Source organism: Xenorhabdus miraniensis (assembly GCF_002632615.1).
Genome location: NZ_NITZ01000015.1, coordinates 19,402 through 42,224, shown reverse-complemented (window position 1 = coordinate 42,224; position 22,823 = coordinate 19,402). Strand labels below are relative to the sequence as shown.

At 43.2% G+C, this 22,823-nt stretch carries 21 protein-coding genes; 11 read left to right on the top strand and 10 right to left on the bottom strand.

Going from position 1 to position 22,823, the window contains the following annotated elements:
- Positions 1-35: 35 nt before the first annotated feature.
- Positions 36-200, bottom strand: coding sequence for a pleiotropic regulatory protein RsmS (rsmS, locus tag Xmir_RS14325; protein WP_099114898.1), 165 nt, complete (start codon positions 198-200; stop codon positions 36-38).
- A 21-nt stretch (positions 201-221) separates the two neighbouring features.
- The gene (gene priC / locus Xmir_RS14320) at positions 222-764 is read right to left on the bottom strand and encodes a primosomal replication protein PriC (RefSeq protein WP_099114897.1); all 543 of its coding nucleotides are present in this window, start codon (positions 762-764) and stop codon (positions 222-224) included.
- Between the two features lie 209 nt (positions 765-973).
- Here priC and apt point away from each other — a divergent pair, with 209 nt between their 5' ends.
- The 9 genes from apt to Xmir_RS14275 all read left to right on the top strand — a co-directional run bounded on the left by apt (position 974) and on the right by Xmir_RS14275 (position 11,418).
- Entirely contained in the window at positions 974-1,525 is a 552-nt protein-coding gene (gene apt / locus Xmir_RS14315; RefSeq protein ID WP_099114896.1) for an adenine phosphoribosyltransferase, read from the top strand.
- A 97-nt stretch (positions 1,526-1,622) separates the two neighbouring features.
- Positions 1,623-3,581: a DNA polymerase III subunit gamma/tau gene (gene dnaX, locus Xmir_RS14310; protein WP_099114895.1), complete on the top strand. Its 1,959-nt coding sequence runs from the start codon at positions 1,623-1,625 to the stop codon at positions 3,579-3,581.
- Between the two features lie 50 nt (positions 3,582-3,631).
- Entirely contained in the window at positions 3,632-3,961 is a 330-nt protein-coding gene (locus tag Xmir_RS14305) for a YbaB/EbfC family nucleoid-associated protein (protein ID WP_099114894.1), read from the top strand.
- A complete protein-coding gene (gene recR / locus Xmir_RS14300; protein WP_099114893.1) occupies positions 3,961-4,569 on the top strand; it encodes a recombination mediator RecR in 609 nt (202 codons plus the stop codon). Before Xmir_RS14305 ends, recR begins: the two co-directional genes overlap by 1 nt.
- Positions 4,570-4,774: 205 nt before the next feature.
- Positions 4,775-6,664 (top strand): molecular chaperone HtpG, encoded by a 1,890-nt coding sequence (htpG, locus tag Xmir_RS14295; protein WP_167385994.1) that lies wholly within the window; start codon positions 4,775-4,777, stop codon positions 6,662-6,664.
- Between the two features lie 172 nt (positions 6,665-6,836).
- A complete protein-coding gene (gene adk, locus Xmir_RS14290; RefSeq protein WP_099114891.1) occupies positions 6,837-7,484 on the top strand; it encodes an adenylate kinase in 648 nt (215 codons plus the stop codon).
- A gap of 161 nt (positions 7,485-7,645) precedes the next feature.
- Positions 7,646-8,623, top strand: coding sequence for a ferrochelatase (hemH, locus tag Xmir_RS14285; protein ID WP_099114890.1), 978 nt, complete (start codon positions 7,646-7,648; stop codon positions 8,621-8,623).
- A 165-nt stretch (positions 8,624-8,788) separates the two neighbouring features.
- Positions 8,789-9,892 (top strand): LPS O-antigen length regulator Wzz(fepE), encoded by a 1,104-nt coding sequence (wzz(fepE), locus tag Xmir_RS14280; protein ID WP_099114889.1) that lies wholly within the window; start codon positions 8,789-8,791, stop codon positions 9,890-9,892.
- A 215-nt stretch (positions 9,893-10,107) separates the two neighbouring features.
- A complete protein-coding gene (locus Xmir_RS14275; protein ID WP_099114888.1) occupies positions 10,108-11,418 on the top strand; it encodes an inosine/guanosine kinase in 1,311 nt (436 codons plus the stop codon).
- 54 nt (positions 11,419-11,472) lie between these two features.
- On the opposite strand, the gene ybaL is transcribed toward Xmir_RS14275, so the two are convergent.
- Both ybaL and Xmir_RS14265 read right to left on the bottom strand, forming a co-directional pair.
- Positions 11,473-13,188 carry a YbaL family putative K(+) efflux transporter gene (gene ybaL, locus Xmir_RS14270; RefSeq protein WP_099114887.1) on the bottom strand — a complete coding sequence of 572 codons (1,716 nt, stop codon included), beginning with the start codon at positions 13,186-13,188 and terminating at the stop codon, positions 11,473-11,475.
- 238 nt (positions 13,189-13,426) lie between these two features.
- Positions 13,427-14,644 (bottom strand): MFS transporter, encoded by a 1,218-nt coding sequence (locus Xmir_RS14265; RefSeq protein ID WP_099114886.1) that lies wholly within the window; start codon positions 14,642-14,644, stop codon positions 13,427-13,429.
- Between the two features lie 309 nt (positions 14,645-14,953).
- Between Xmir_RS14265 and ushA the strand changes: the two genes are divergently transcribed.
- Complete coding sequence (ushA, locus tag Xmir_RS14260) at positions 14,954-16,615, top strand: bifunctional UDP-sugar hydrolase/5'-nucleotidase UshA (protein ID WP_099114885.1); 1,662 nt, start codon at positions 14,954-14,956, stop codon at positions 16,613-16,615.
- Positions 16,616-16,747: 132 nt separating this feature from the next.
- On the opposite strand, the gene Xmir_RS29310 is transcribed toward ushA, so the two are convergent.
- The 5 genes from Xmir_RS29310 to copA form a co-directional block, all read right to left on the bottom strand.
- Positions 16,748-17,038, bottom strand: a complete 291-nt coding sequence (locus tag Xmir_RS29310) for a hypothetical protein (protein WP_244170938.1) — start codon at positions 17,036-17,038, stop codon at positions 16,748-16,750.
- A gap of 233 nt (positions 17,039-17,271) precedes the next feature.
- Positions 17,272-17,439, bottom strand: coding sequence for a hypothetical protein (locus tag Xmir_RS25665; protein WP_167385992.1), 168 nt, complete (start codon positions 17,437-17,439; stop codon positions 17,272-17,274).
- A gap of 160 nt (positions 17,440-17,599) precedes the next feature.
- Positions 17,600-18,076 carry a Cys-tRNA(Pro)/Cys-tRNA(Cys) deacylase YbaK gene (gene ybaK / locus Xmir_RS14250; protein WP_099114883.1) on the bottom strand — a complete coding sequence of 159 codons (477 nt, stop codon included), beginning with the start codon at positions 18,074-18,076 and terminating at the stop codon, positions 17,600-17,602.
- A gap of 66 nt (positions 18,077-18,142) precedes the next feature.
- The gene (locus Xmir_RS14245; protein ID WP_099114882.1) at positions 18,143-18,955 is read right to left on the bottom strand and encodes a TraB/GumN family protein; all 813 of its coding nucleotides are present in this window, start codon (positions 18,953-18,955) and stop codon (positions 18,143-18,145) included.
- 140 nt (positions 18,956-19,095) lie between these two features.
- Positions 19,096-21,885: a copper-exporting P-type ATPase CopA gene (gene copA, locus Xmir_RS14240; protein WP_099114881.1), complete on the bottom strand. Its 2,790-nt coding sequence runs from the start codon at positions 21,883-21,885 to the stop codon at positions 19,096-19,098.
- 79 nt (positions 21,886-21,964) lie between these two features.
- Here copA and cueR point away from each other — a divergent pair, with 79 nt between their 5' ends.
- The gene (gene cueR / locus Xmir_RS14235) at positions 21,965-22,369 is read left to right on the top strand and encodes a Cu(I)-responsive transcriptional regulator (protein WP_099114880.1); all 405 of its coding nucleotides are present in this window, start codon (positions 21,965-21,967) and stop codon (positions 22,367-22,369) included.
- On the opposite strand, the gene Xmir_RS14230 is transcribed toward cueR, so the two are convergent.
- The gene (locus tag Xmir_RS14230; RefSeq protein WP_099114879.1) at positions 22,366-22,821 is read right to left on the bottom strand and encodes an NfeD family protein; all 456 of its coding nucleotides are present in this window, start codon (positions 22,819-22,821) and stop codon (positions 22,366-22,368) included. The two genes, cueR and Xmir_RS14230, sit on opposite strands and share 4 nt — an antisense overlap.
- Positions 22,822-22,823 lie beyond the last annotated feature (2 nt).

Here is a 22,823-nt window from a genome sequence, read left to right as displayed (position 1 = left end):
GATGGAATAAAAAATGGAATCAGTATTAACCCTGCTTACTCTTCAGGCCGTTGAGATTGTTTTTCCAGTTTTCCCTGAAAGTCGCGTTTGACGATCTCCAAGGCAGCGAGAGCGATATCTGGAGGAATTTCATTGCATTCAAGCAAATAAATGAGATCGACAGCAAGTTGTACTTCAGATGATGCTTGTTCGAGAGTCATAAATGGATATTCCCTTTGTGGCTAATCTGAATTTTCCTGTTTTTCGATTGATTTTTCGATGCGCATCAAGGCTTGGCGACAGCGGGCTAATCTTCCCGCCAGAGCCGCGATTTCTTTTTGTAGTTTATACTTATCGGTAAGCGTGTTTTGCTTATTTAACTGTAATTCTCGGTCATCAATCATTGCGATTAAGCGGCGCTCATAATCTTGATGTTCAGCCAGGCGTTGATAAAGATCCTGTTCTTGTGATCTACGCTCAAACTTATCTTCTTGTTTTCGTAGTGATTGGGTTGATATTTCGCGTTTTAATGCTTCGATTTGTGTCACTAAACGTTCAGAAAGAAATTTAACTTGCTCAATACGACTATCGTTTACGCAGGTTTTTAATTGTTCCATATTCTGTTTGATTTCTTGCATATAGCCACCAAGTTTACTGCTGTGATGATGGAATAGCGCTTGATCAAAACGAGGAATGGAAAAAGGGGTATCAGACAGTAAGGTGAGATCTTTTTCCAGCATACTGATTTGTTTTTCAAGTGCACTTAATAAATTTTGTATGCCCATCAGCACCCCGTTATTGTTAATAATCTACTAGTAAAAGTCGATGTAACATCGGCCTATCGTTTTGGGTAGTAATAACATCTAATGCGATAAATGCAAAGCTTGACCTACATCAACAAAATATAGGCTGTCATTTGCTTTGCAGTTGCTTTTTCCCAGTAGTTTGAATAGATTTTACCGTTTTCGTTTTTTATAACTGGCTGGCATCGATTATGACCGCTAACGCACAACAACTCCAATTTATTAAAGATAGTATCGAAACGATCCCTGATTACCCAAAAGCAGGCATACTTTTTCGTGACATTACCACATTGCTGGATAATCCTGCCGCGTACCAAGCTACGATAGATCTGTTGGTGGAGCGTTATCAGGGAAAAGGCATCACGAAAATTGTTGGTACTGAAGCTCGTGGTTTCTTATTTGGTGCTCCTGTCGCACTGCGTCTGGGCGTCGGTTTTGTTCCTGTCCGCAAAAAAGGCAAATTACCGCGTGAGACGTTAAGTGAAACTTACGATCTGGAATATGGTACCGATACATTGGAAATTCATAAAAGCAGCATCCATGAAGGAGACAAAGTTCTGGTTGTTGATGATCTTCTTGCAACGGGTGGCACCATTGAAGCAACTGTAAGCCTGATCCGCCGTTTGGGTGGTAAAGTGTCTGAAGCTGCCTTTATCATTGGGTTACCAGACTTAGGTGGCATTGAGCGTTTGAAAAAGCAGGGCGTTGATAGCTACGCGATTATTGAATTCTCTGGCCACTGATTGCTCCGATTTTTGCATTATTGGTACATCAGCCTCGCCGTTCATGGTGAGGCTGTGCTAGCATGATAGACAGTCATGTTCAATTTCTCCGGTATTCATGAGCTATCAGGTACTTGCCCGTAAGTGGCGCCCACAAATATTTTCTGATGTAGTTGGTCAGCAACATGTGCTGACTGCACTGGCGAATGGTCTTGAGCACCAGCGCCTCCATCACGCTTATCTTTTTTCCGGCACTCGAGGTGTAGGTAAAACCACAATCGCACGTCTGTTGGCAAAAGGACTGAATTGCGAAACGGGTATTACAAAGACTCCGTGCGGTCAGTGTGCTAACTGTCTTGAAATTGAACAGGGGCGATTTGTCGATCTGATTGAAATCGATGCGGCTTCCCGAACAAAAGTAGAAGATACCCGCGAGTTGCTGGACAATGTTCAGTATGCCCCTGCCCGAGGTCGTTTCAAGGTTTACCTTATTGACGAAGTTCACATGCTTTCCCGTCATAGCTTCAATGCCCTGCTGAAGACGTTGGAAGAGCCGCCTGAACATGTGAAATTCCTTTTGGCAACGACAGATCCACAGAAATTGCCTGTGACTATTCTTTCACGCTGCTTGCAATTCCATCTGAAAGCGCTCGATGTAAACCAGATTAGTCGCCAGTTAGAACACGTCCTGCATGAAGAGCAGATAGAGAGTGATACCCGCGCCCGTCAGCTTCTTGCACGAGCGGCAGATGGCAGCCTGCGTGATGCCCTGAGTTTAACCGATCAGGCCATTGCTCTTGGGGGTGGAAAACTGACATCAGATATCGTCAGCCAGATGCTAGGAACTCTGAATGATGATCAACCGTTAGCGATAATTGAATCGCTCATTCGTGCTGATGGGCAACAAGTGATGGCTTTGGTTGAACAAGTGGCATCTCGTGGTGTGGATTGGGAGAATTTGCTGATCGAAATGTTGGCACAGTTGCACCACATTGCCATGCTCCAGTTATTGCCCCAGCAACCTGAAAGTGAATCCTCTTCAACGGAAGGGCGCTTGCGTCTGCTGGCAAGGTCAATTTCTCCGACTGATTTGCAGCTTTATTATCAGGCAATACTGGTGGGGCGCAAAGAGCTCCCTTATGCGCCAGAGCGTCGGATGGGGGTTGAAATGGCACTATTGCGGGCTTTGGCATTCCATCCTAAGGCTATCATTGATGAAACACCATCATCTACTGTGGAAATCCCTGTATTGCCAACAGGAGTTGCACCAGCAGCACCGCTTGTAGCCCAGTTTTCTCCCAAAAATGAGGGAAATGGACGAGACGAACAGAGATCGCCTCAATTAACAGGCACGGCACCCACAACGAACAGCCCAACAGCAAAATTATTGCAAGCAAGGGATTCGCTGACTCGCCAGGGAAAGATCCCACCAAAAAAGCCTGAGCCGGCAGAGTCTGCAAGGGCAAAGCCGGCAAGTTCGGCGCTGGAACGCTTGGTGGCCGTTGCTGAACAACGGCCTCAATCTTATATCCCTAAAGTGCAAGAGACTAAACCGGTAAAGAAAGAGGCATATCGTTGGCGGGCAACTAATGTTGAAGAAAAGCAGCAGTCAGTCACGACGCCAAAAGCGATAAAAGCAGCGTTAGAACATGAGAAGACCGCAGAATTAGCAGAGAAGTTGGCTATTGAATCGAAAGAGAGGGATTCATGGGCCGCGGAAATTGATAAACTGCATATTCCTAAGTTGGTTCAGCAGGTAGCGCTGAATGCGTTTAAAGAACAGATTGGTGAAAATCGACTCTGTCTGCATTTACGTTCAAAACAGCGCCATCTTAATTCGGCGTCAGCACAGAAATCGTTGAGCGAGGCATTAAGTGAGTTACATGGAAAACCTATTGAACTCAGTATCGTTGAAGATGATAATCCTGCGGTAAAAACGCCTTTGGAGTGGCGACAAGCCATTTATGAAGAAAAATTGGCACAAGCACGCCAATCCATTATTTCGGATAGAACGATTCAAACACTTCAGCAATTATTCGATGCAGAATTGGATGAAGAAAGTATCCGGCCTGTTTAACCGCCACAGTGTACCTTATTATGCTGTGGCTATAGCGAAGAGAGAGAATTATGTTTGGTAAAGGTGGTTTGGGCAATTTGATGAAACAGGCCCAGCAGATGCAAGAAAAAATGCAGAAAATGCAGGAAGAAATTGCAAGTCTGGAAGTGACGGGTGAATCTGGCGCGGGTCTGGTTAAAGTGACTATTAATGGTGCACACAACTGCCGCCGTATTGAAATCGATCCAAGCCTGATGGACGATGACAAAGATATGCTGGAAGATCTGATTGCTGCTGCTTTCAATGATGCGGCTCGCCGTATTGAAGAAACCCAGAAAGAAAAAATGGCAAGTGTTTCCAGCGGAATGCAATTACCGCCTGGCTTTAAGATGCCATTCTAATGCAAACCAGCCCTCTTCTTGAATCGCTGATGGAAGCACTACGCTGTTTACCCGGCGTAGGCCCTAAGTCTGCGCAGCGGATGGCATTTCATCTATTACAGCGGGAACGCAGTGGTGGAATGCGGCTGGCGCAGGCATTGACGCGAGCGATGTCTGAAATTGGTCACTGTCAGGATTGCCGGACATTCACTGAACAGGAACAATGCGCTATTTGTGCCAATCCCCGCCGTCAGCAGAATGGGCAGATTTGTGTGGTAGAAAGCCCGGCTGATATTCATGCCATTGAGCAGACAGGTCAGTTTGCAGGGCGTTACTTTGTCCTGATGGGGCACTTATCGCCTCTGGATGGCATCGGGCCAATGGATATTGGTTTGGATCGTTTAGAAGAACGATTACCTTCTGAAACATTGTCAGAAATTATTTTGGCAACGAATCCAACGGTCGAAGGAGAGGCGACAGCAAACTATATTGCAGAAATGTGTTCGCAGTATGGCGTGACAGCCAGCCGAATCGCCCACGGTGTTCCTGTTGGTGGTGAGCTTGAAATGGTGGATGGTACAACGCTATCCCATTCGCTGGCTGGCCGCCAAAAAATCACTCAAGTGTGATTTCTTGCCTAAGTTTTTGTAGTAAATTCAAATGGATGGTGTTGCGGAACATGCCGCCATCCATAATAAATTTACACGTTGACTGGACTAATTTTACATTATTCTTGTTGTTCTAACTTGAAACCCTCCGGATCTATCCCCATTTGATTACCATCGTCCGATTTTACATATCTGAACTGGATTTAGATTGAGGTAATAAATGAACATGAAAGATCAGGAAACCCGTGGATTTCAGTCTGAAGTCAAACAGCTGTTGCAGTTGATGATCCATTCTCTCTATTCCAACAAAGAAATTTTTCTCCGTGAATTGATTTCAAACGCATCTGATGCGGCAGACAAATTACGTTTCCGTGCATTATCCGCGCCTGAACTGTATGAAAATGATGGTGAATTACGTGTGCGTCTGGCTGTTGATAAAGAGCAAAAAACTATCACCATCAGTGATAATGGTATCGGTATGTCCCGCGATGAAGTGATTGATAATCTTGGAACAATTGCAAAATCCGGTACTAAAGCATTTCTTGAATCCATCGGTTCTGATCAGGCAAAAGACAGCCAATTGATTGGTCAATTTGGCGTAGGTTTCTACTCTGCGTTCATCGTTGCGGATAAAGTGACTGTACGTACCCGTGCAGCGGGTGCGGCGGCTGAACAAGGTGTGTTCTGGGAGTCCACCGGTGAAGGTGATTACACCGTTGCAGATATTGAAAAAGCAGGACGTGGCACAGAAATCACCCTGCATTTGCGTGATGGGGAAAGTGAATTCCTCAATGACTGGCGTCTGCGTTCAATCATCGGTAAATATTCTGATCACATTGCCTTACCGGTTGAAATCGAAACACAAACTAAAAACGAAGAAGACGATTCGGTCACCGTTACATGGGAAAAAATCAACAAAGCTCAAGCTTTGTGGACCCGCGGTAAAGCAGAAATCAGTGACGAGGAATACCAAGAGTTTTATAAACACATTTCCCATGATTTTACCGATTCTCTGATCTGGAGCCATAACCGCGTTGAAGGTAAGCAGGAATATACCAGCCTGTTATATATTCCTTCCCAGGCACCATGGGATATGTGGAACCGTGAACATAAACATGGCCTGAAACTGTATGTACAGCGTGTATTCATCATGGATGAAGCTGATCAGTTCATGCCAAACTATCTGCGTTTTGTTTGTGGCCTGATCGACTCCAACGATCTGCCGTTGAATGTTTCTCGTGAAATACTGCAAGACAGCACAATCACTCGCAACTTACGCAGCGCGTTGACTAAACGTGTATTGCAGATGCTGGATAAACTGGCAAAAGACGATGCAGAAAAATATCAGACTTTCTGGCAGCAATTTGGATTAGTGCTGAAAGAAGGGCCTGCTGAAGATAGCTCAAACAAAGAGGCTATCGCCAAATTGCTGCGTTTTGCGACAACGCACGATGATGGTTCAGCACAAACCGTTTCTCTGGAAGAGTACATCGGCCGCATGGCAGAAGGGCAGGAGAAAATTTATTACATTACTGCGGATAGCTACGCTGCGGCGAAGAATAGCCCACATCTGGAGTTGTTCCGCAAGAAAGGTATTGAAGTTCTGCTGCTGTCTGACCGTATCGATGAATGGATGATGAGTTATCTGACTGAATTCGACGGTAAATCATTCCAATCTGTTAGCAAAGCTGATGAGTCTCTTGACAAATTGGCGGATGAAAACAAATCTGAGCAGGAAGAAGCAGATAAAAAACTGGAACCATTTGTTGAACGTGTTAAAACATTGCTGGGTGAGCGTGTGAAGGAAGTGAAGTTAACTCATCGCCTGACAGATACACCAGCAATCGTAACAACCGATGCGAATGGAATGAGCACCCAAATGGCGAAGTTGTTTGCTGCTGCTGGTCAATCTATGCCAGAAGTAAGCTATAATTTTGAGCTGAATCCAGAACACAACTTGGTTAAAAAAGCGGCTGATATTGAAGATGAGATGCAGTTTGCTGATTGGATAGAATTGCTGCTGGATCAAGCACTGTTTGCGGAACGTGGCACATTGGATGATCCAAACCAATTCATTCGTAGAATGAATCAATTATTATTAGCTGAAAAAGCTTAATCTCGTCGAGATTATGATAAAAAACCACGCTTCAGCGGAAAATGGAGCGTGGTTTATTTTTTTATAATGCGAAAACGTTTACCTGTTTTCTTGAGCCATGCCCTATTCAAATGTTATGGTGGTACGTTTTCTTTAAAAAATACGAAAAGCAAATAGCAAGGGGATTTACGCAATGCGTATTATTCTGCTGGGCGCACCAGGCGCCGGTAAGGGGACTCAGGCGCAATTTATCATGGAGAAATATGGGATCCCTCAGATTTCGACAGGTGATATGCTGCGTGCCGCAGTTAAAGCTGGCACAGAGTTGGGTTTGAAAGCAAAAGAATTGATGGATAATGGCAAGCTGGTCACTGATGAACTGGTTATTGCCTTGGTTGAAGAGCGCATCAAACAAGATGACTGCCGTAATGGCTTCTTGTTGGATGGGTTCCCACGTACCATTCCACAGGCTGATGCCATGAAAGAAGCGGGTATCAAGATTGATTCTGTTCTGGAATTTGATGTTCCTGACGAAATCATTGTTGAACGTATTATTGGCCGCCGTGTACACGCGCCATCGGGCCGCGTTTACCATATCAGATTCAACCCACCAAAAGTGGAAAACAAAGATGACGTGACTGGTGAAGAACTGACCATTCGTAAAGATGATCAGGAAGACACTGTCCGCAAACGTCTGGTTGAATATCATGCGCAAACTGCACCTCTGGTTTCTTACTACCAAAAAGAAGCGCAGGCAGGTAACACAGAATACTTTAAACTTGATGGTACTCGTCAGGTATCTGAAGTCAGCGCAGAATTGACCAAAATTCTGGGCGAGTGATTTAGTGTATTTTTGAATTGTTGGAACAGGCGGTATTTATGCCGCCTGACTTTTTTGCACTCTACCGCACTCTATGAGAAATTCACTCCATGAAATGTTATATGTGACTATAACTCATGTTTTATACTGGATTGTCAGTCAATTAAATGGGGTACTGAGGAATGAGTAGCAAGAAGTATGGTGTTTTATTGGTCAATCTTGGTACGCCGGATGCACCAACGCCAGCAGCGATAAGGCGTTATCTGGCTCAGTTTCTGAGTGACAGAAGGGTGGTTGATATTCCCCCACTGATTTGGAAGCCGATACTGCACGGGCTCATTCTTCCTTTCCGTTCTTCTCGTGTTGCCAAACTTTACCAAGAAATTTGGATGGAAGAGGGTTCTCCTCTGTTAGTTTACGGTCTCCGTCAGCAGAAATTGCTGAGTGAAAAATTGGCGGATAATCCCGTTGTTTTGGGAATGACCTACGGCTCACCTTCTTTATCTCAGGCAGTAGATAGTTTGTTGCAACAAAATATTGATGATTTAATTATATTGCCGCTTTATCCTCAATATTCCAGCACAACATCAGCAGCGGTATTTGATAGCATTAGTAAGATATTGAAGGGATATCGTACAATCCCCACACTGCATTTTATCCGTAGCTACGCATCACATCCTGCTTATATTGCAGCATTAAGGGAATCCATTGAAGAGAGTTTTACAAAACATGGTCAGCCTGATCGTCTAATCCTTTCTTATCATGGTATTCCCGAGCGTCTGGCAACAATGGGAGATGTTTATCCGCAGGATTGCAAAGTGACGACTCAACTCTTAGTTCAAACCTTAGCTCAAACATTGGACTATCCGGCAGATAAAATCATGATGACGTATCAGTCTCGTTTTGGTCGCTTACCGTGGTTATCACCCTATACAGACAAAACAATGGCATCATTGCCAGAACAAGGCGTGGAGCATGTTCAAGTGATATGTCCGGGATTTTCAGCCGATTGTTTGGAAACATTGGAAGAAATTAAGCAACAGAATAAGACTATCTTTTTGAATGCGGGTGGGAAAAAGTTTGAATATATCTCCGCACTTAATGATAATGAGCGCCATATTTCGTTGTTCGAAAATTTAGTAAATAATATCATTCAATAAGTTGCAATTGCTTGTTATAGGGGAATAACTCACAGGGTGAGTGGCAAGCATTGTTGGTTGTATAATTTTTAAGAATACTGTTTTTAATCAATGAGTACTGTGAGCAAGAGAGAAGCTCGCGTATCATCAAGAAAAGCAAAACTATTTGGATTGGATATAGAGATAATGAGTGACAAACCTATTAAACACCCCGATTTTTATGAAGAACATTCAAATTATTACCATCCTGCGCAGGAAGATGAAATCGATTTGTTTGAGCTATTTTCCGTACTCTTCCAATCAAAATATTTGATAATTGCAGTTTCGTTTGTTTTTGCGGTTGTTGGTTTCGGTGTTGCATCATTTATGCCACAGAAATGGACCAGTACCGCTGCGGTGGTTAAACCGGGGTTGGAAGAGTTTCAGCCATTGAAAAATGCGTTGACAGGGTTGCACGTTCTGAACCTTGAGCCAAAAGTGACAGAAGAGTCCCTATATCAGCGTTTTATTGAAAACTATAACTCGCGTGTATTGCGAGAAGAGTATTTGGTCAATACCGATTACTTTAAGGCCTTGCTTGCCAGGAATGATGATATTTCTGAGCAGGAAAAAAGAAGGCTAATCGAGAAAATTGTCAATAAAAGCATCTCTGCATCATTGCCTAAGAAAGATGATGAAGATAATGAGTCCACGCTCTCTTTCAGTGCAGATAACTCAAAGGATGCTTACAATCTGTTGACGGGCTATATCAGATTTGTCTCTTCAGTTGTTCGTGATCAAATAAAAGATGAACTCACTGACATGGTTCATCAGAAACTGGAATATTCGCAGAAGCTTTATGCTATCGACTTGGAACGTATTGCCAATATGCGAAGTGTAAATATTGAGCGATTGAAATATGCGATTTCTATTGCTGACTCGGCAGGTGTTAAAAAGCCCGTATCCAATGGTGGGGCAATGATCAAGGATGACCCAGATTATTCGATTGCATTAGGCTCTGATGCTTTGCAACGTAAACTGCAAGTTACTGAAGAAATTACCGATCCAACAAAAATTGATGCTGATTTGCGTAACCGTCAGCTATATATCAAAAATCTGGAAAAAATAAATGTCAACACGGTTAATTTTGAACCATTCAAATTTATGCAGGAACCTTATGAACCGACATCAAAAGACTCACCTAAGCGTTTATTGATCCTGATTGGTGCGGGTTTTATAGGATTTATTCTTTCTGTTATGTTTGTTTTGCTGAGTCACATGGTACGTAGTCGCCAGAAACAAGCAGCTTAACATGATAATCTATTCAATAGATTTCAAGTTGCAGCACAGCCAATAAAGCAGTTGCTTGAAAGCTAAATAATATCGCTAATATCCGGCAGCCAATGTTATTGCAACATTGGCTGTCTGTATTTTTTGTCGTGTTGTTTTTTGTTCTGTCCCAGTATTGTGTCACACCATATTGTGCTAACATGCCGCATGTTTTGGCTCTATAACAGCAATTAATTATGAAATTCCCTGGTAAACGTAAATCTAAACATTACTTTCCTGTCAGCTTAAGAGATCCTCTTCTCCAGCCCATCAAAGAAATGATGGACACTGAAAATAACCGAGCCTATATCGTCGGCATTGACCAAACACTGGTGGATATTGAAGCTAAGGTTGATGAGAGTTTTATCCAACGTTACAACTTGAGCCAGGGGCATTCGTTAGTTATTGAAGATCATGTTGCCGAGGCTCTCTATAGGGAACTGACAGATAATAATCTGATCAGCCATGAATTTGCCGGTGGCACTATTGGCAACACCCTGCATAATTATTCCGTTTTAGCCGACGACAAATCTGTACTGCTTGGTACTATGTGCAATAACATCCAGATAGGAAGTTATGCGTATTGTTATCTTTGTAATACATCCAGTCGCATGAATTTGAACCACTTACAGGGCGTTGATGGCCCAATTGGTCGTTGCTTTACTTTAGTGACAGAAAATGGTGAAAGAACCTTTGCTATCAGCCCGGGTTTGATGAACCAGCTTCGTCCAGAAAGCATTCCAGAACATATTATTGCGGAAGCATCAGCATTAGTGATTACCGCGTATCTGGTACGTTGCAAACCGGGTGAACCCATGCCGGAAGCAACGATGAAAGCCATTGAATATGCAAAAAAACATAATGTACCGGTTGTGCTGACATTAGGAACAAAATACGTCATTGCTGATGATCCTCAATGGTGGCGTGATTTCCTGGCTGAAAATGTTTCAGTGGTAGCAATGAATGAAGATGAAGCTCATGAGCTGACAGGCTTCAGTGATCCTTTACTGGCGGCAGATAAGGCGCTTGATTGGGTCGATTTGGTGTTGTGCACGGCAGGGCCTGCTGGGTTATATATGGCGGGTTATACCGAAGAAGAGTACAAGCGCCAAACATCCCATCCTTTATTACCTGGTGCAATTGCGGAATTTAACCGTTATGAATTCAGCCGCGCGATGCGCAAAGTAGATTGTCAGAATCCAATGCGAGTCTATTCCCATATTGAACCTTATATGGGCGGCCCTGAAAAAATAATGAATACCAATGGAGCAGGCGACGGCGCATTATCCGCATTGCTGCATGATATTACTGCCAACAGCTATCATCGCATGAACGTGCCTAATTCTAGCAAACATATGCGTTCTTATTTAACGTACTCTTCTTTAGCTCAAGTGTGTAAGTACGCAAATAGGGTAAGTTATCAGGTATTGAGCCAGCATGCTCCACGCCTGACACGAGGATTGCCGGAAAAAGAAGATAGTTTGGAAGAATCTTACTGGGAACGTTAATACTGGAAACTGGGAATATCCCCTTAATCAGGGGGATATTCCTTGAACAGCAAATTATGTTGTTGATGGTGGGGCTGCTGGTGAAAGGGATGATGGTGGCTCTATCGGACAACCTTCTTCATATTCAGGAAGTACATCAGCCATTGCCCTTGCTATTTCATGCTCACCAATAATGATCTGGTTAGTACCACGCTCCGTAATATAGGCAACTTCATCATCATAATGGGCGCGCACGATGATACTAATATCTGGCCTAATTTCTCTGGCATTCGCAACAATTTCACCGGCTTCGTAGCCATTAGGGATTGTCAGGAATAACGCACAGGCGCAATCGAGCCTTGCCAGAGCCATAATATCTTTATTGGCTGCATTACCCATCACGGCACTAATACCCATTTCTCCCAATTCTTCAAACCGAGCGCGTGTATCTTCAATAACCACCACAGGAAAGTTTTTTTCTTGTAAACGCTGGCAGAGTAGACGCCCAACCCGACCATAGCCCACTATAATGGCGTGTCCGCAGATATCAACGGAGATCTGGGTTTCTTCTTCCAGCGTTTCTTCGAGTAATTGTTCTTCAATCGTCTCTGTTTTTTCCAAATAGCGATCCAGCAGACTGAACAGAACAGGATTCAGCATGATGGAAATGATGGCACCAGCCAGTACAAGATTACGCGCTTCCCCATCTAAAAATCCATGTATGACACCAAGACCTGCCAGAATAAAGGCGAACTCACCAATTTGGGCGAGGCTGGCAGAAATAGTCAGGGCTGTACGTCGTGTATGACCAAACATTCTGACTAACAACATAGCTGCCAATGACTTGCCAATGATAATAATGGCAAGTGTGCCTAAAATAGCGAGAGGCTGCTGGAGCAGAACCATTGGATCAAACAGCATACCAACGGAGACAAAGAAAAGAACCGCGAACGCATCCCTTAGCGGCAGAGTATCTTGTGCTGCCCGATGGCTCAATTCTGACTCATTCAGTACCATGCCGGCAAAGAATGCTCCGAGAGCAAATGAAGCATCAAATAGTGTTACGGCACCATAAGCAACACCCAGTGCAATCGCAAGCACCGCCAGTGTAAATAATTCACGGGAACCTGTACTGGCCGTTTTCGCCAGTAGCCAAGGTATCACTCTTCTTCCAACAAAGATCATTAATAAAATAAAGGCAACAACCTTACCAATTGTAATGGCTAGCTTAAGCAGAAGCTGACCAATATTGGCATCCTGATTACTCAGAAGGCCGGCTATTGCGGGGAGTAATACCAGCGCCAGCACCATCGCCAGATCTTCTACAATCAACCAACCAATGGCAATTTGTCCCCTTTGGCTATCAATGAGCTGTCGTTCTTCTAGTGCCCGGAGTAATACTACTGTGCTGGCGGTGGACAAACAGAGGCCAAAGACAATACCGCTGGATAGATTCCACCCGAGTAATGCTGATAATCCTGCTCCCAATAAGGTAGCAACAGCAATCTGGGCAATAGCCCCAGGAATGGCAATTGATTTAACGGCTAACAAATCCTTGAGTGAAAAATGCAGACCGACACCAAACATCAGTAAGATCACGCCAATTTCTGAAAGTTCTGGAGCCAGAGAAGTATCGGCAACAAAGCCGGGTGTAAAAGGCCCTGCGAATACACCTGCTATAAGATACCCTACCAGAGGTGAGATTTTTAGGCGCTGTGCAAGCATGCCAAGCAGATAGGCGAGAACAAAACCACCAACAATGGTCGTGATAAGAGGTGTCGAATGCTCCATCAAGGCTCCTTCTGGGGTAGAGAATATTAAATTGTGTGGTTGGGTAAGGTAATAAATATATTTTATAAGTACTTAGAGATAAACTTGCTAAAAAATATACTGAGTGGTGAAAATAAGGGTAATCTGCATAAATCCTATTTTAATGTAAATTTATGTGGACTTTGTCATTATTTACGCTTGTTTACAAAGAGAGATAATGTAATAACCATTATCTCTAGCTATTGATTTTCCTGTTTTTTTATACTTTCTTTTCTATATTTGGTAGAAACAGTGTGAATATACCAAGAAGTGGTAAGAAAGCACAAATTTTGTAAACCAATTCTATATTGGTTTTATCTGCAACATAGCCAAGAATTGCTGCTCCAATTCCCCCCATACCAAATGCCAAGCCAAAAAATAAACCTGCTATCATGCCTGTTTTGCCGGGAATGAGCTCTTGAGCATAAACCAAAATAGCAGAAAATGCAGATGCCAAGATTATGCCAATTATGATCGTCAGTATGCCTGTCCAGAATAAGGAAGCATAAGGTAATATCAGGGTAAAAGGTGCAACACCGAGAATGGAACCCCATATAACATATTTTCGGCCTATTTTATCTCCGATGGGGCCGCCAATCATGGTGCCTGCTGCAACAGAAAATAAAAAAACAAACAGATGGATTTGGGCGTTTTGTATTGATACACCAAATTTTTGGATCAGGTAAAAGGTGTAATAGCTGCTGATACTGGTGAGATAAAAATATTTTGAGAAAATCAGTATGAGAAGAATGGCAAAAGAACGTATAACGGTTTTTCTGGATAAAGTTGGCAGAGAGACATTGCGTAAGGATTGGGGAGGGACGGTTCTGTGCTGCATTTTATACCATTGACTAACTTGCAATAGGATCACGATTGCAAGCAGTGCTGCCAATGAGAACCAACCGACATTTCCTTTGCCGTAAGGTGCAATGAAAATAGCTGCTAGCAGAGGGCCAAGAGAGCTTCCCAGATTTCCCCCTACTTGAAATAAGGATTGAGCCAGCCCATGGCGTCCGCCGGATGCCATTCTTGCGACTCGTGAAGACTCTGGATGAAAAACTGATGAGCCAGTACCAACGAGAGCGGCAGCCGCTAATATAACAGGGAAATTTTCTGCATAAGCCAGTAAGAGCAGCCCTGATAGGGTAAATCCCATACCGACAGGCAGTGAATAAGGTTGCGGATGTTTATCTGTATAGAGTCCGATGAGCGGTTGCAATAGGGATGCTGTTATCTGATAGGTCAAGGTTATCAACCCAACCTGAATGAAACTCAGCGTAAATTCAGATTGCAGCAGTGGATAAATTGCCAGAATCAGCGATTGAATCATATCATTCAGTAGATGAGATAAGCTGATCGCTCCGAGTACTGAGAAAACCGTCTTGCGTGTTTTTGTTGACGAGGCTGGCAAAGGTTTTGTGTTGCTTTGTTCACTCATGATTATTCGCTTATTTATCTAGCCCGTAGGGGGATGTCAGGTGATTAATGTGAATTTTGTTTGGTGTTTACACCATAGTACCTCTTAGTCTGCTAACAAAAATTTTATTTATATTGATATAATTTGATGGCTATCTCAAAAAAGTGAAAGAAGACATTATTTAATGATACAAGTATGTAATCCTGATCAGAAAAATGCGGTATAGCGTCGCATGCCATCATTTGTATCCCATTTTGGGATAATGTATAAAATTCATATCATTAACCACAATCGCATAACTAATAACACTTAAAGAACATGGAGATACCCATGAAATTTTCGTTTAAAGCGTCAGTATGTGCTCTTGCCGTTTCCTTGTCGTTGACGCCGCTAATCGCCACTGCTTGGGAGCAAGATAAAACTTACGATATTACTATTCTGCATACTAACGATCATCATGGTCACTTCTGGCATAACGATCATGGTGAGTATGGTTTGGCTGCACAAAAAACAGTAGTAGATTCCATCCGTCAGGAAGTTGCTAAGCAGGGAGGCAGCGTATTGCTGTTGTCTGGTGGTGACATTAACACAGGTGTACCGGAATCAGATATGCAGGATGCTGAACCAGATTTTAAGGGGATGAATCTGGTCGGTTATGACGCAATGGCATTGGGGAATCATGAGTTCGATAAGCCTTTAAATGTATTGCACCAACAACAAAAGTGGGCGAATTTTCCATTCTTATCTGCCAATATTTACCAAACCAGCACAGGTAAACGTTTATTTAAGCCATATGTCATGTTTGATAAACAAGGCGTGAAAATTGCCGTTCTTGGCCTGACAACGGATGATACGGCGAAAGTAGGTAACCCTGCGAATTTTCCGGATGTTGAATTCCGTGTTCCCGCAGCAGAAGCCAAAAAAGTTATTGAAGAGCTGAAAAAGAACGAAAAACCGGATGTTATCATTGCTGCAACCCATATGGGGCATTATGACGATGGTCACCATGGCACTAATGCTCCGGGAGATGTTGAAATGGCACGTAGTTTACCGACGGGCTATTTAGATATGATAGTGGGTGGTCACTCACAAGATCCGGTCTGTATGTCTTCAGAGAAGAAAAACTATAAGCAAGTGAATTATGTGCCGGGAACGCCGTGCTCGCCAGATCGTCAAAACGGCACATGGATTGTTCAAGCCCATGAATGGGGAAAATACGTTGGTCGTGCTGACTTCCAATTCCGTAATGGTGAACTTAAGTTAGTTCATTATCAATTGATTCCCATCAACTTAAAGAAAAAAGTGACAAAAGAAGATGGCAGTACAGAGCGTGTTTACTATGCACATGAAATTCAGCAAAATCCTGAGATGCTTAACCTGTTGACACCTTATCAAAGCAAAGGTGGCCAGGTACTTAATGTCAAAATTGGTTCGGTAGATGACAAACTAGAAGGTGATCGTAGTAAAGTTCGTTTCGTGCAAACTAATATGGCGCATCTTGTGCTGGCCGCTCAAATGGAACGGACAAACGCTGATTTTGCAGTGATGAGTGGTGGTGGTATTCGTGATTCTATTGAATCAGGGGATATCACTTATAAAGACGTTCTGAAAGTTCATCCATTTGCTAATCAACTGGTTTATGTGGATTTTAAAGGCAGCGAGGTTTTGTCATATTTGACAGCCGTTGCGAATATGGAAAAGGATTCCGGTGCTTATGGACAATTCTATAATGTGAGCTTCGTGATTGATGGTAAGAATATCAGTGATGTAAAAATTGGTGGTAAGCCATTAGATCCAAATAAAACTTATCGGATGGCGACCTTGAATTTCAACGCGATTGGAGGTGACGGTTATCCACGCATTGATAATTTACCGGGTTACGTTGATACAGGTTTTGTCGATGCTGAAGTGTTAAAAGGTTATATTGAAAAACACTCCCCATTGAAGGCCTCTGATTATGATCCGAAAAGTGAAGTTTCGTATAAAAAATAATAACTGATTAATTGATTATAGTTAATTAGTCGTATAAAAAGACCATCTGAAAAACAGATGGTCTTTGACTTACTATCAGTAAGGACAGCTACGCATAATCTAAAATAGGGATGGTTGAAACTGAATAATAATCTAATTACTAAATAGCATGGTAATTAATGAATTGTTATCTCTTTTTGTCGTTAATTTTTCGAGCCCATTTTTCTCATATAAAGTAATAAGCTTAGATTTATTCTGGCACTCTAGGATAGTCACTCTTCCTCCTATTAATTCTTGTGCTTTTTCAATGGTGATATTAATGTGAAATAAAATATCCTTAAGTGTTATTGGGTTTTTGCTTAATGAGTGGTTTTTGGCTATTTGGCCAATTAAGTAAACCTTTAATGACGTTGCATTTTTACTGATTCCATTTAGTTTTTTCATCTTCGTCTTTGAAATAGCAAGGTTTTTTGTTGATATCTCCTTGAATGTTAATGAAAAATAAGCAAGGATAAACCCTTCTGCATCTAAAATTAAGTAGGTTCTTGTGGCATCTGCTTGTTCAAATCTAATTGCTTTTAAATGTAAAAACGATTCTACATCACGGTTTGATGGGCAGGAAAAAGAGAGTAAATACTCTTTTGTTCTGTCATCACCAAAAACTGATACTATTTTTCCTATAGTGAGAATTTTTTCTTTAATATTTCTATCGCCTCTTTTTGTTGCGCCTCAAAATCTATTTCTTCAAAATGCTTTTTTCTTGGCTTTCTATTAGCTCTCCTTAGCATTTTAATTGCTTTGGGATCAGTAATAACAATTTGGCGGAAAAATGATGAGGTAGCCATTTTATTCCTCTTCTATTTAGATTAACTAAGTTACTTGAAATAGTAATTAATGTTTTTTCTCTGTAAGGAAAGTATATCGGTATTGCCATATAGCACAAGACTCTGTTTTAAAGAAAACAGAGCCAGCTCGAAAAATTTCAATAAAAATTGAAACTTATTTTCAACGTTTAGCGATATCAGCAAATGAACAATTAAGTAGTTGGCATAAGTCAGTGGGTGATAATTCAATATCTAATCCACGCTTGCCACCAGAAATAAACAGAGTTGGTAAAGTTTGTGCTTGAATGTCAATCACAGTCGGTAGGCGCTTTTTCTGCCCCAGTGGGCTAATGCCGCCAACGAGGTAACCTGTAACTTTTTGTGCCAGCAGAGGGTCGGCCATATCTGCTTTCTTAGCTTTAAAAACTTTGGCGATTTTTTTCAGATCGAGCTGCCCGGAAACAGGCGTAACGGCGACAGCAAGGTTTTTGGCATCGCCATTCAATGAAACCAGTAGTGTCTTAAAAACCTGATTGGCATCTAAGCCGAGTTTTTTAACCACTTCATCACCGAAATTATGTTCATTGGCATCATGTGCATAAGGATGAAGTTTGAAATTAATTTTTTGCTTTTCCAGCAAAACAATAGCGGGAGTCATGTTTTTTCCTGTAATTTATTTACCTATCGTTATTTATCTACAAAAGTGGGATAGATGAACGTATTGTTATTTCAGCGGTTTTAACAGCATTTGCTGTAAGTTATTCTCGCCGTGAAGATGTAAGGCTCCTACAGCAACCAGATATTTTCCTTCTGATAAGCGATGTAATTGCTCACTCCATTGATGGTTGCGTTCAATCATTAAACTTTGGTAAATCTCTTCACAGAATGTCATCGGCAGTATCTGATCCTGTTGCTCAGGTTTATAATTCATCCACCAGCTAATCATAGTCTGCAAGGCACGGGCATTGGTATGCCAATGGATAATGGTATCTTCCAACAGAGAAAGGCCGCCATTTGGCAGGCTGGTGAGTAGATTAACCTGCGTTTCCGTTCCTTCCAACTCGATAATAGGTTTATTGATAGCTTTTGCACTGTTCAGTAATTGGTAATCAATGCCATATTGAGGGCGTAATCCTAAATATTGGGCTTGGGCGGCCTGTAATACCAATGCGACTTGCCATGACGGTAATGAATCAAGAAGGGCAACAGGATGCTGGATCTCCCGGCAGTAGTGCTGTAAGCGGTCAAAGTGTTCGGAAGATAAACGTTGTGACAGAGCAACTTGCTCAGGAAACTGTTCTTTGAAAGGAGAGTCAACCTGTGTGATATCAGCTTCGACAATCAGAGCATCAGATTGCTCTAGTTGATCGAGCAGTACTTCCGAAAGTGGGAACATATTCTCTGCTCCCATATGAATACTGCCAATAACATGTAATTGTATGTTTTGATTAAGATTAATGTCAAAAGCAGGATAGGGGTAATGCCGTTGAGAATTTAGTCCTAATATTTTGTTGAAATATTTCATTAATTTTCCCACGTTGCATACTCCGCTGGTTGGCATTGAAGGTATGCTAACTCGTTAAGAGTTAACAGGAAAGGGGGAAAAGTGCGGGATGAAAAGCCAAACTAAATATGTTTAGCTTTTCATCGGTTAGAGAAAACGCTCTAAATGTTATTTTAGGATTTTGTCTTGAAGCGCAATAATCGATTGGCATTACTCACGACAGTAATTGAAGATAGTGCCATGGCTGCACCTGCAACAACAGGATTCAGTAATGTGCCTGTGAAAGGATATAAAATACCTGCTGCAATTGGGATGCCTAATGTATTGTAGACAAAGGCCCCAAACAGGTTCTGTTTCATATTGCGCAATGTTCCTCTGGATAATTCAACCGCATCAGCAACACCGTGCAGGCTATGGCGCATAAGAGTAATCGATGCCGTTTCAATGGCAATATCACTGCCTCCTCCCATGGCGATGCCGACATCTGCCTGTGCCAATGCGGGGGCATCATTAATGCCATCACCGATCATGGCTACTTTTTTACCTTCTGCCTGGAGCGCTTGAATGGCTGCTGCTTTGCCCTCAGGCAGGACACCGGCAATCACCTGATCAATCCCGGCCTCTTTAGCAATGGCATTGGCTGTCACTGGGTTATCTCCTGTCAACATAACCAAACGATAGCCTTGATGGTGTAAACGTTGCAGGGCAGAAATAGTATCTTGACGCAGGGGATCCCGGATGGAAAATAGGGCTGCGACTTTCCCATTAACAGCCAGGATAACGGGAGTGATGCCTTTTCCTGCCTGTGTGGCAATGAATGGTTTTAATTCTGCTGTTTCAACCTGATTTTGCTCAAGCAACTTTTGATTACCCAATAACAGAGTGGTGTCACCAATCTCTCCGCGTATTCCGAGTCCCGTTAATGTGCGGAACTGTTGTATTTCAGGTAACTTTTGTCCCTCAACTTTATCTAAAATAGCTTTTGCCAGAGGATGATTTGAACCGTTTTCCAAGGCACCAGCCCATACCAATACTTGTTCTTCGGTAAAGCCGTTAAGGGTATGAATCTCTGTCACTTGTGGCATACCTTCGGTTAAGGTGCCGGTTTTATCGAAGACAATCGTATCCAATTGACTGGCTTGTTGCAGGGCATCAGCATCACGCACCAGTACACCTAACTCTGCTGCCCGTCCTACCCCAGAGATGATGGACATGGGTGTTGCCAGCCCAAGTGCGCAGGGGCAGGCGATAATCAGCACTGTAGTCACGATGACCAATGCGTACATGATTTGTGGTGCTGGGCCGATAAAGTACCAGATAGCGCCTGCAATCAGGGCGATGGCAACAACAACAGGCACAAATATTGATGATATTTTATCTGCCAGTTGGCCGATTTCTGGTTTACTGCTTTGTGCCTGACGCACTAATTTAATAATGCGTGACAGCGTGGTTTGGCTGCCGACCGCATTGGCTTTAAACAATACGGTTCCATCCTGAACAACGGTACCTGCATGTACAGCATCCCCGATGGATTTTTGTTGAGGAATGGGTTCTCCGGTCAACATGGCTTCATCCAGCCAAACCGTACCCTGGATGATTTCGCCATCTACAGGAATACGGTCTCCTGTTACCAGACGTAATGTCATATTGGGCTTAACATCAGCGAGTGGCAGTGTTTTTTCGCCTTCCGTAGTGACCACACGTGCTGTTGGAGGCGTTAAATCTAATAATCGTTCAAGCGCTTTGGAAGAACGTTGACGGGCCCGTTGTTCCAAGGCATGACCAAGGTTGATTAAACCGATGATCATGGCGCTGGCTTCATAATAAAGATGACGAGCTTGTGGAGGGAAGATTTCAGGCCACAAATTGACGCTTATCGAATAGAGCCATGCTGCGCCAGTACCGAGGGCTACCAATGTATCCATAGTTGCGCTGCCATTTTTCAGGCTTTGCCATGCGTTGCGATAAAAGTGCCCGCCAGCAAAGACCATGACAGCAAGTGTCAATAGCCCAATAGTCAGCCAAATAGCGTGGTTTGACGGGGTGAGCATCATATTATCACCCATCATGCCCCAGATCATGACAGGCACCCCAACGATTAAAGCAAAGGCTGATTGCCAGCGAAAACGGTGCATATTGGCTTGCGCTACTTGTTGCTGGCGTTCACGGCGTTCCGTTTCATCCTGAATGATTTCTGCGCCATAACCGGCTTTGATGACCGCTTCAACCAAGGCATTTGGTGAGGCATTGCCTGTGACCAACGCACTTCTTTCCGCAAGATTGACTCTGGCGTGCTCTACACCATCAACGGATTGCAGTGCTTTTTGTACCTTGCTAACACAACTGGCACAACTCATACCATCCAGTAATAGCTGAACACTGTCATCATCAATAACGTTGATGTTATTGTGCTCAATTGGTGCTGTTTCAATTGCACTTGTTTTTATTGGAGACGCTTTTACCGGAGACGCTTTTATTGAGGAGGAAAATGTTGCCGCTGCCAAAGACTCCGGAGTTTGTGGGACAGATGTTGCCAGCGGCTCAGTTTTTGGGAAGGCTACTGCCGTGGCTAATTCGGCTTGGTATCCGGCTTGTTTGACGGCATTAATTAAAACGCTGCCCTCTGCTTTACCGTAGATCTTTGCAGTTTGAGTATCGACTTCCGTCGCGATGACACCTTCGACAGCTTCTAATGCTTTTTGTGTCTTACCTGCACATCTCATGCAGCTTAAACCTGACAGCCGCAATTCAATATCAGGTTGCGTAGCAACAGAAGCGGCATAACCTTCGGCGATAATTGCTGCAATTAATACATCAGATGAGACATCACCGATAACTTTGGCATAATTTAAACTCACATCGGCCTGTTCAACACCGGCTATTTTTTCCAGCGCTTTTTTGACCGTACCGACACAATGTATGCAAGTTAAGCCTTGAAGTGCAAGAATGGTTGTTGTGGACATAACAATATCTCCTGGTACAGAGTGATATACTTATCATTAAGGCTAAACCTTCCTGCAAGGGGAAGGTCAAGGGGGAATGATGAATATCAGTGAAATTGCCCAGAAGACCGGTTTGACCAGCAAAGCTATCCGGTTTTATGAAGAAAAAGAGCTGATTACTGCGCCGGAGCGGGGAGATAATGGCTATCGTTATTATCAGCAAAAGCACATTGATGAGTTGGTACTCCTGCGTCAGGCGAAAGAAGTTGGATTTACGCTGGAGGAGTGTCGCGAATTGTTGCGGTTATTTCGTAACCCCAGTCGTCACAGTGCAGATGTAAAAACAGCAACTCTACAAAAAGTGGCTGAGATAGAAAAGACGATCGCGGAATTGCAAAAGATAAAGAAAAAGTTGCTGGTATTGGCGGCTGAATGCCCGGGAGATGATGGAGCGGATTGCCCCATCATTGAGCATTTATCTGGCTGCTGTTTCCATCACGGTTAATGGGGAATCGGTCTCACCTTTAATGTGATTCCGTCAACGGCGATGACTTCAACTTCGGTATTGGCCGGAAGCTCCCGGTCACAATGAACGCGCCAACTGCCATCAGCCAGTTTGACTCGCCCAAAACCGTTTTCGGTATCCGTGATTAAATGGGTACGCAGGCCAATCAATTGGTGATTTTTCTGATTAAGAACTTTATCACTCGCTTGGCGTGGTCGGTGACGTAGCCAGCTACGCCATGCAATAACAGAAAGCAAGGTCAGAACAGCAAACAAAATGCCTTGCAGTTCCCAGCCCATACCAGGGAAAATCCATGTGATCAGGGCAACAACGACGGCTGCGGTTCCTGTCCACAATAGATATCCCCCTGCTCCCAGCAATTCCGCAATCAGAAGCAGTCCACCAAAACAGAGCCAGAACCAAGCTGGCTGAGTGGCGATCTGTTCAATCATGG

What these genes read in the sequence shown, in the direction of transcription:
- rsmS (WP_099114898.1), bottom strand. Translation starts at nt 200, where the DNA reads ATGACTCTCGAACAAGCATCATCTGAAGTACAACTTGCTGTCGATCTC.
- priC (WP_099114897.1), bottom strand. Translation starts at nt 764, where the DNA reads ATGGGCATACAAAATTTATTAAGTGCACTTGAAAAACAAATCAGTATG.
- apt (WP_099114896.1), top strand. Translation starts at nt 974, where the DNA reads ATGACCGCTAACGCACAACAACTCCAATTTATTAAAGATAGTATCGAA.
- dnaX (WP_099114895.1), top strand. Translation starts at nt 1,623, where the DNA reads ATGAGCTATCAGGTACTTGCCCGTAAGTGGCGCCCACAAATATTTTCT.
- Xmir_RS14305 (WP_099114894.1), top strand. Translation starts at nt 3,632, where the DNA reads ATGTTTGGTAAAGGTGGTTTGGGCAATTTGATGAAACAGGCCCAGCAG.
- recR (WP_099114893.1), top strand. Translation starts at nt 3,961, where the DNA reads ATGCAAACCAGCCCTCTTCTTGAATCGCTGATGGAAGCACTACGCTGT.
- htpG (WP_167385994.1), top strand. Translation starts at nt 4,775, where the DNA reads ATGAAAGATCAGGAAACCCGTGGATTTCAGTCTGAAGTCAAACAGCTG.
- adk (WP_099114891.1), top strand. Translation starts at nt 6,837, where the DNA reads ATGCGTATTATTCTGCTGGGCGCACCAGGCGCCGGTAAGGGGACTCAG.
- hemH (WP_099114890.1), top strand. Translation starts at nt 7,646, where the DNA reads ATGAGTAGCAAGAAGTATGGTGTTTTATTGGTCAATCTTGGTACGCCG.
- Xmir_RS14275 (WP_099114888.1), top strand. Translation starts at nt 10,108, where the DNA reads ATGAAATTCCCTGGTAAACGTAAATCTAAACATTACTTTCCTGTCAGC.
- ybaL (WP_099114887.1), bottom strand. Translation starts at nt 13,188, where the DNA reads ATGGAGCATTCGACACCTCTTATCACGACCATTGTTGGTGGTTTTGTT.
- Xmir_RS14265 (WP_099114886.1), bottom strand. Translation starts at nt 14,644, where the DNA reads ATGAGTGAACAAAGCAACACAAAACCTTTGCCAGCCTCGTCAACAAAA.
- ushA (WP_099114885.1), top strand. Translation starts at nt 14,954, where the DNA reads ATGAAATTTTCGTTTAAAGCGTCAGTATGTGCTCTTGCCGTTTCCTTG.
- Xmir_RS29310 (WP_244170938.1), bottom strand. Translation starts at nt 17,038, where the DNA reads ATGAAAAAACTAAATGGAATCAGTAAAAATGCAACGTCATTAAAGGTT.
- Xmir_RS25665 (WP_167385992.1), bottom strand. Translation starts at nt 17,439, where the DNA reads ATGGCTACCTCATCATTTTTCCGCCAAATTGTTATTACTGATCCCAAA.
- ybaK (WP_099114883.1), bottom strand. Translation starts at nt 18,076, where the DNA reads ATGACTCCCGCTATTGTTTTGCTGGAAAAGCAAAAAATTAATTTCAAA.
- copA (WP_099114881.1), bottom strand. Translation starts at nt 21,885, where the DNA reads ATGTCCACAACAACCATTCTTGCACTTCAAGGCTTAACTTGCATACAT.
- cueR (WP_099114880.1), top strand. Translation starts at nt 21,965, where the DNA reads ATGAATATCAGTGAAATTGCCCAGAAGACCGGTTTGACCAGCAAAGCT.
- Xmir_RS14230 (WP_099114879.1), bottom strand. Translation starts at nt 22,821, where the DNA reads ATGATTGAACAGATCGCCACTCAGCCAGCTTGGTTCTGGCTCTGTTTT.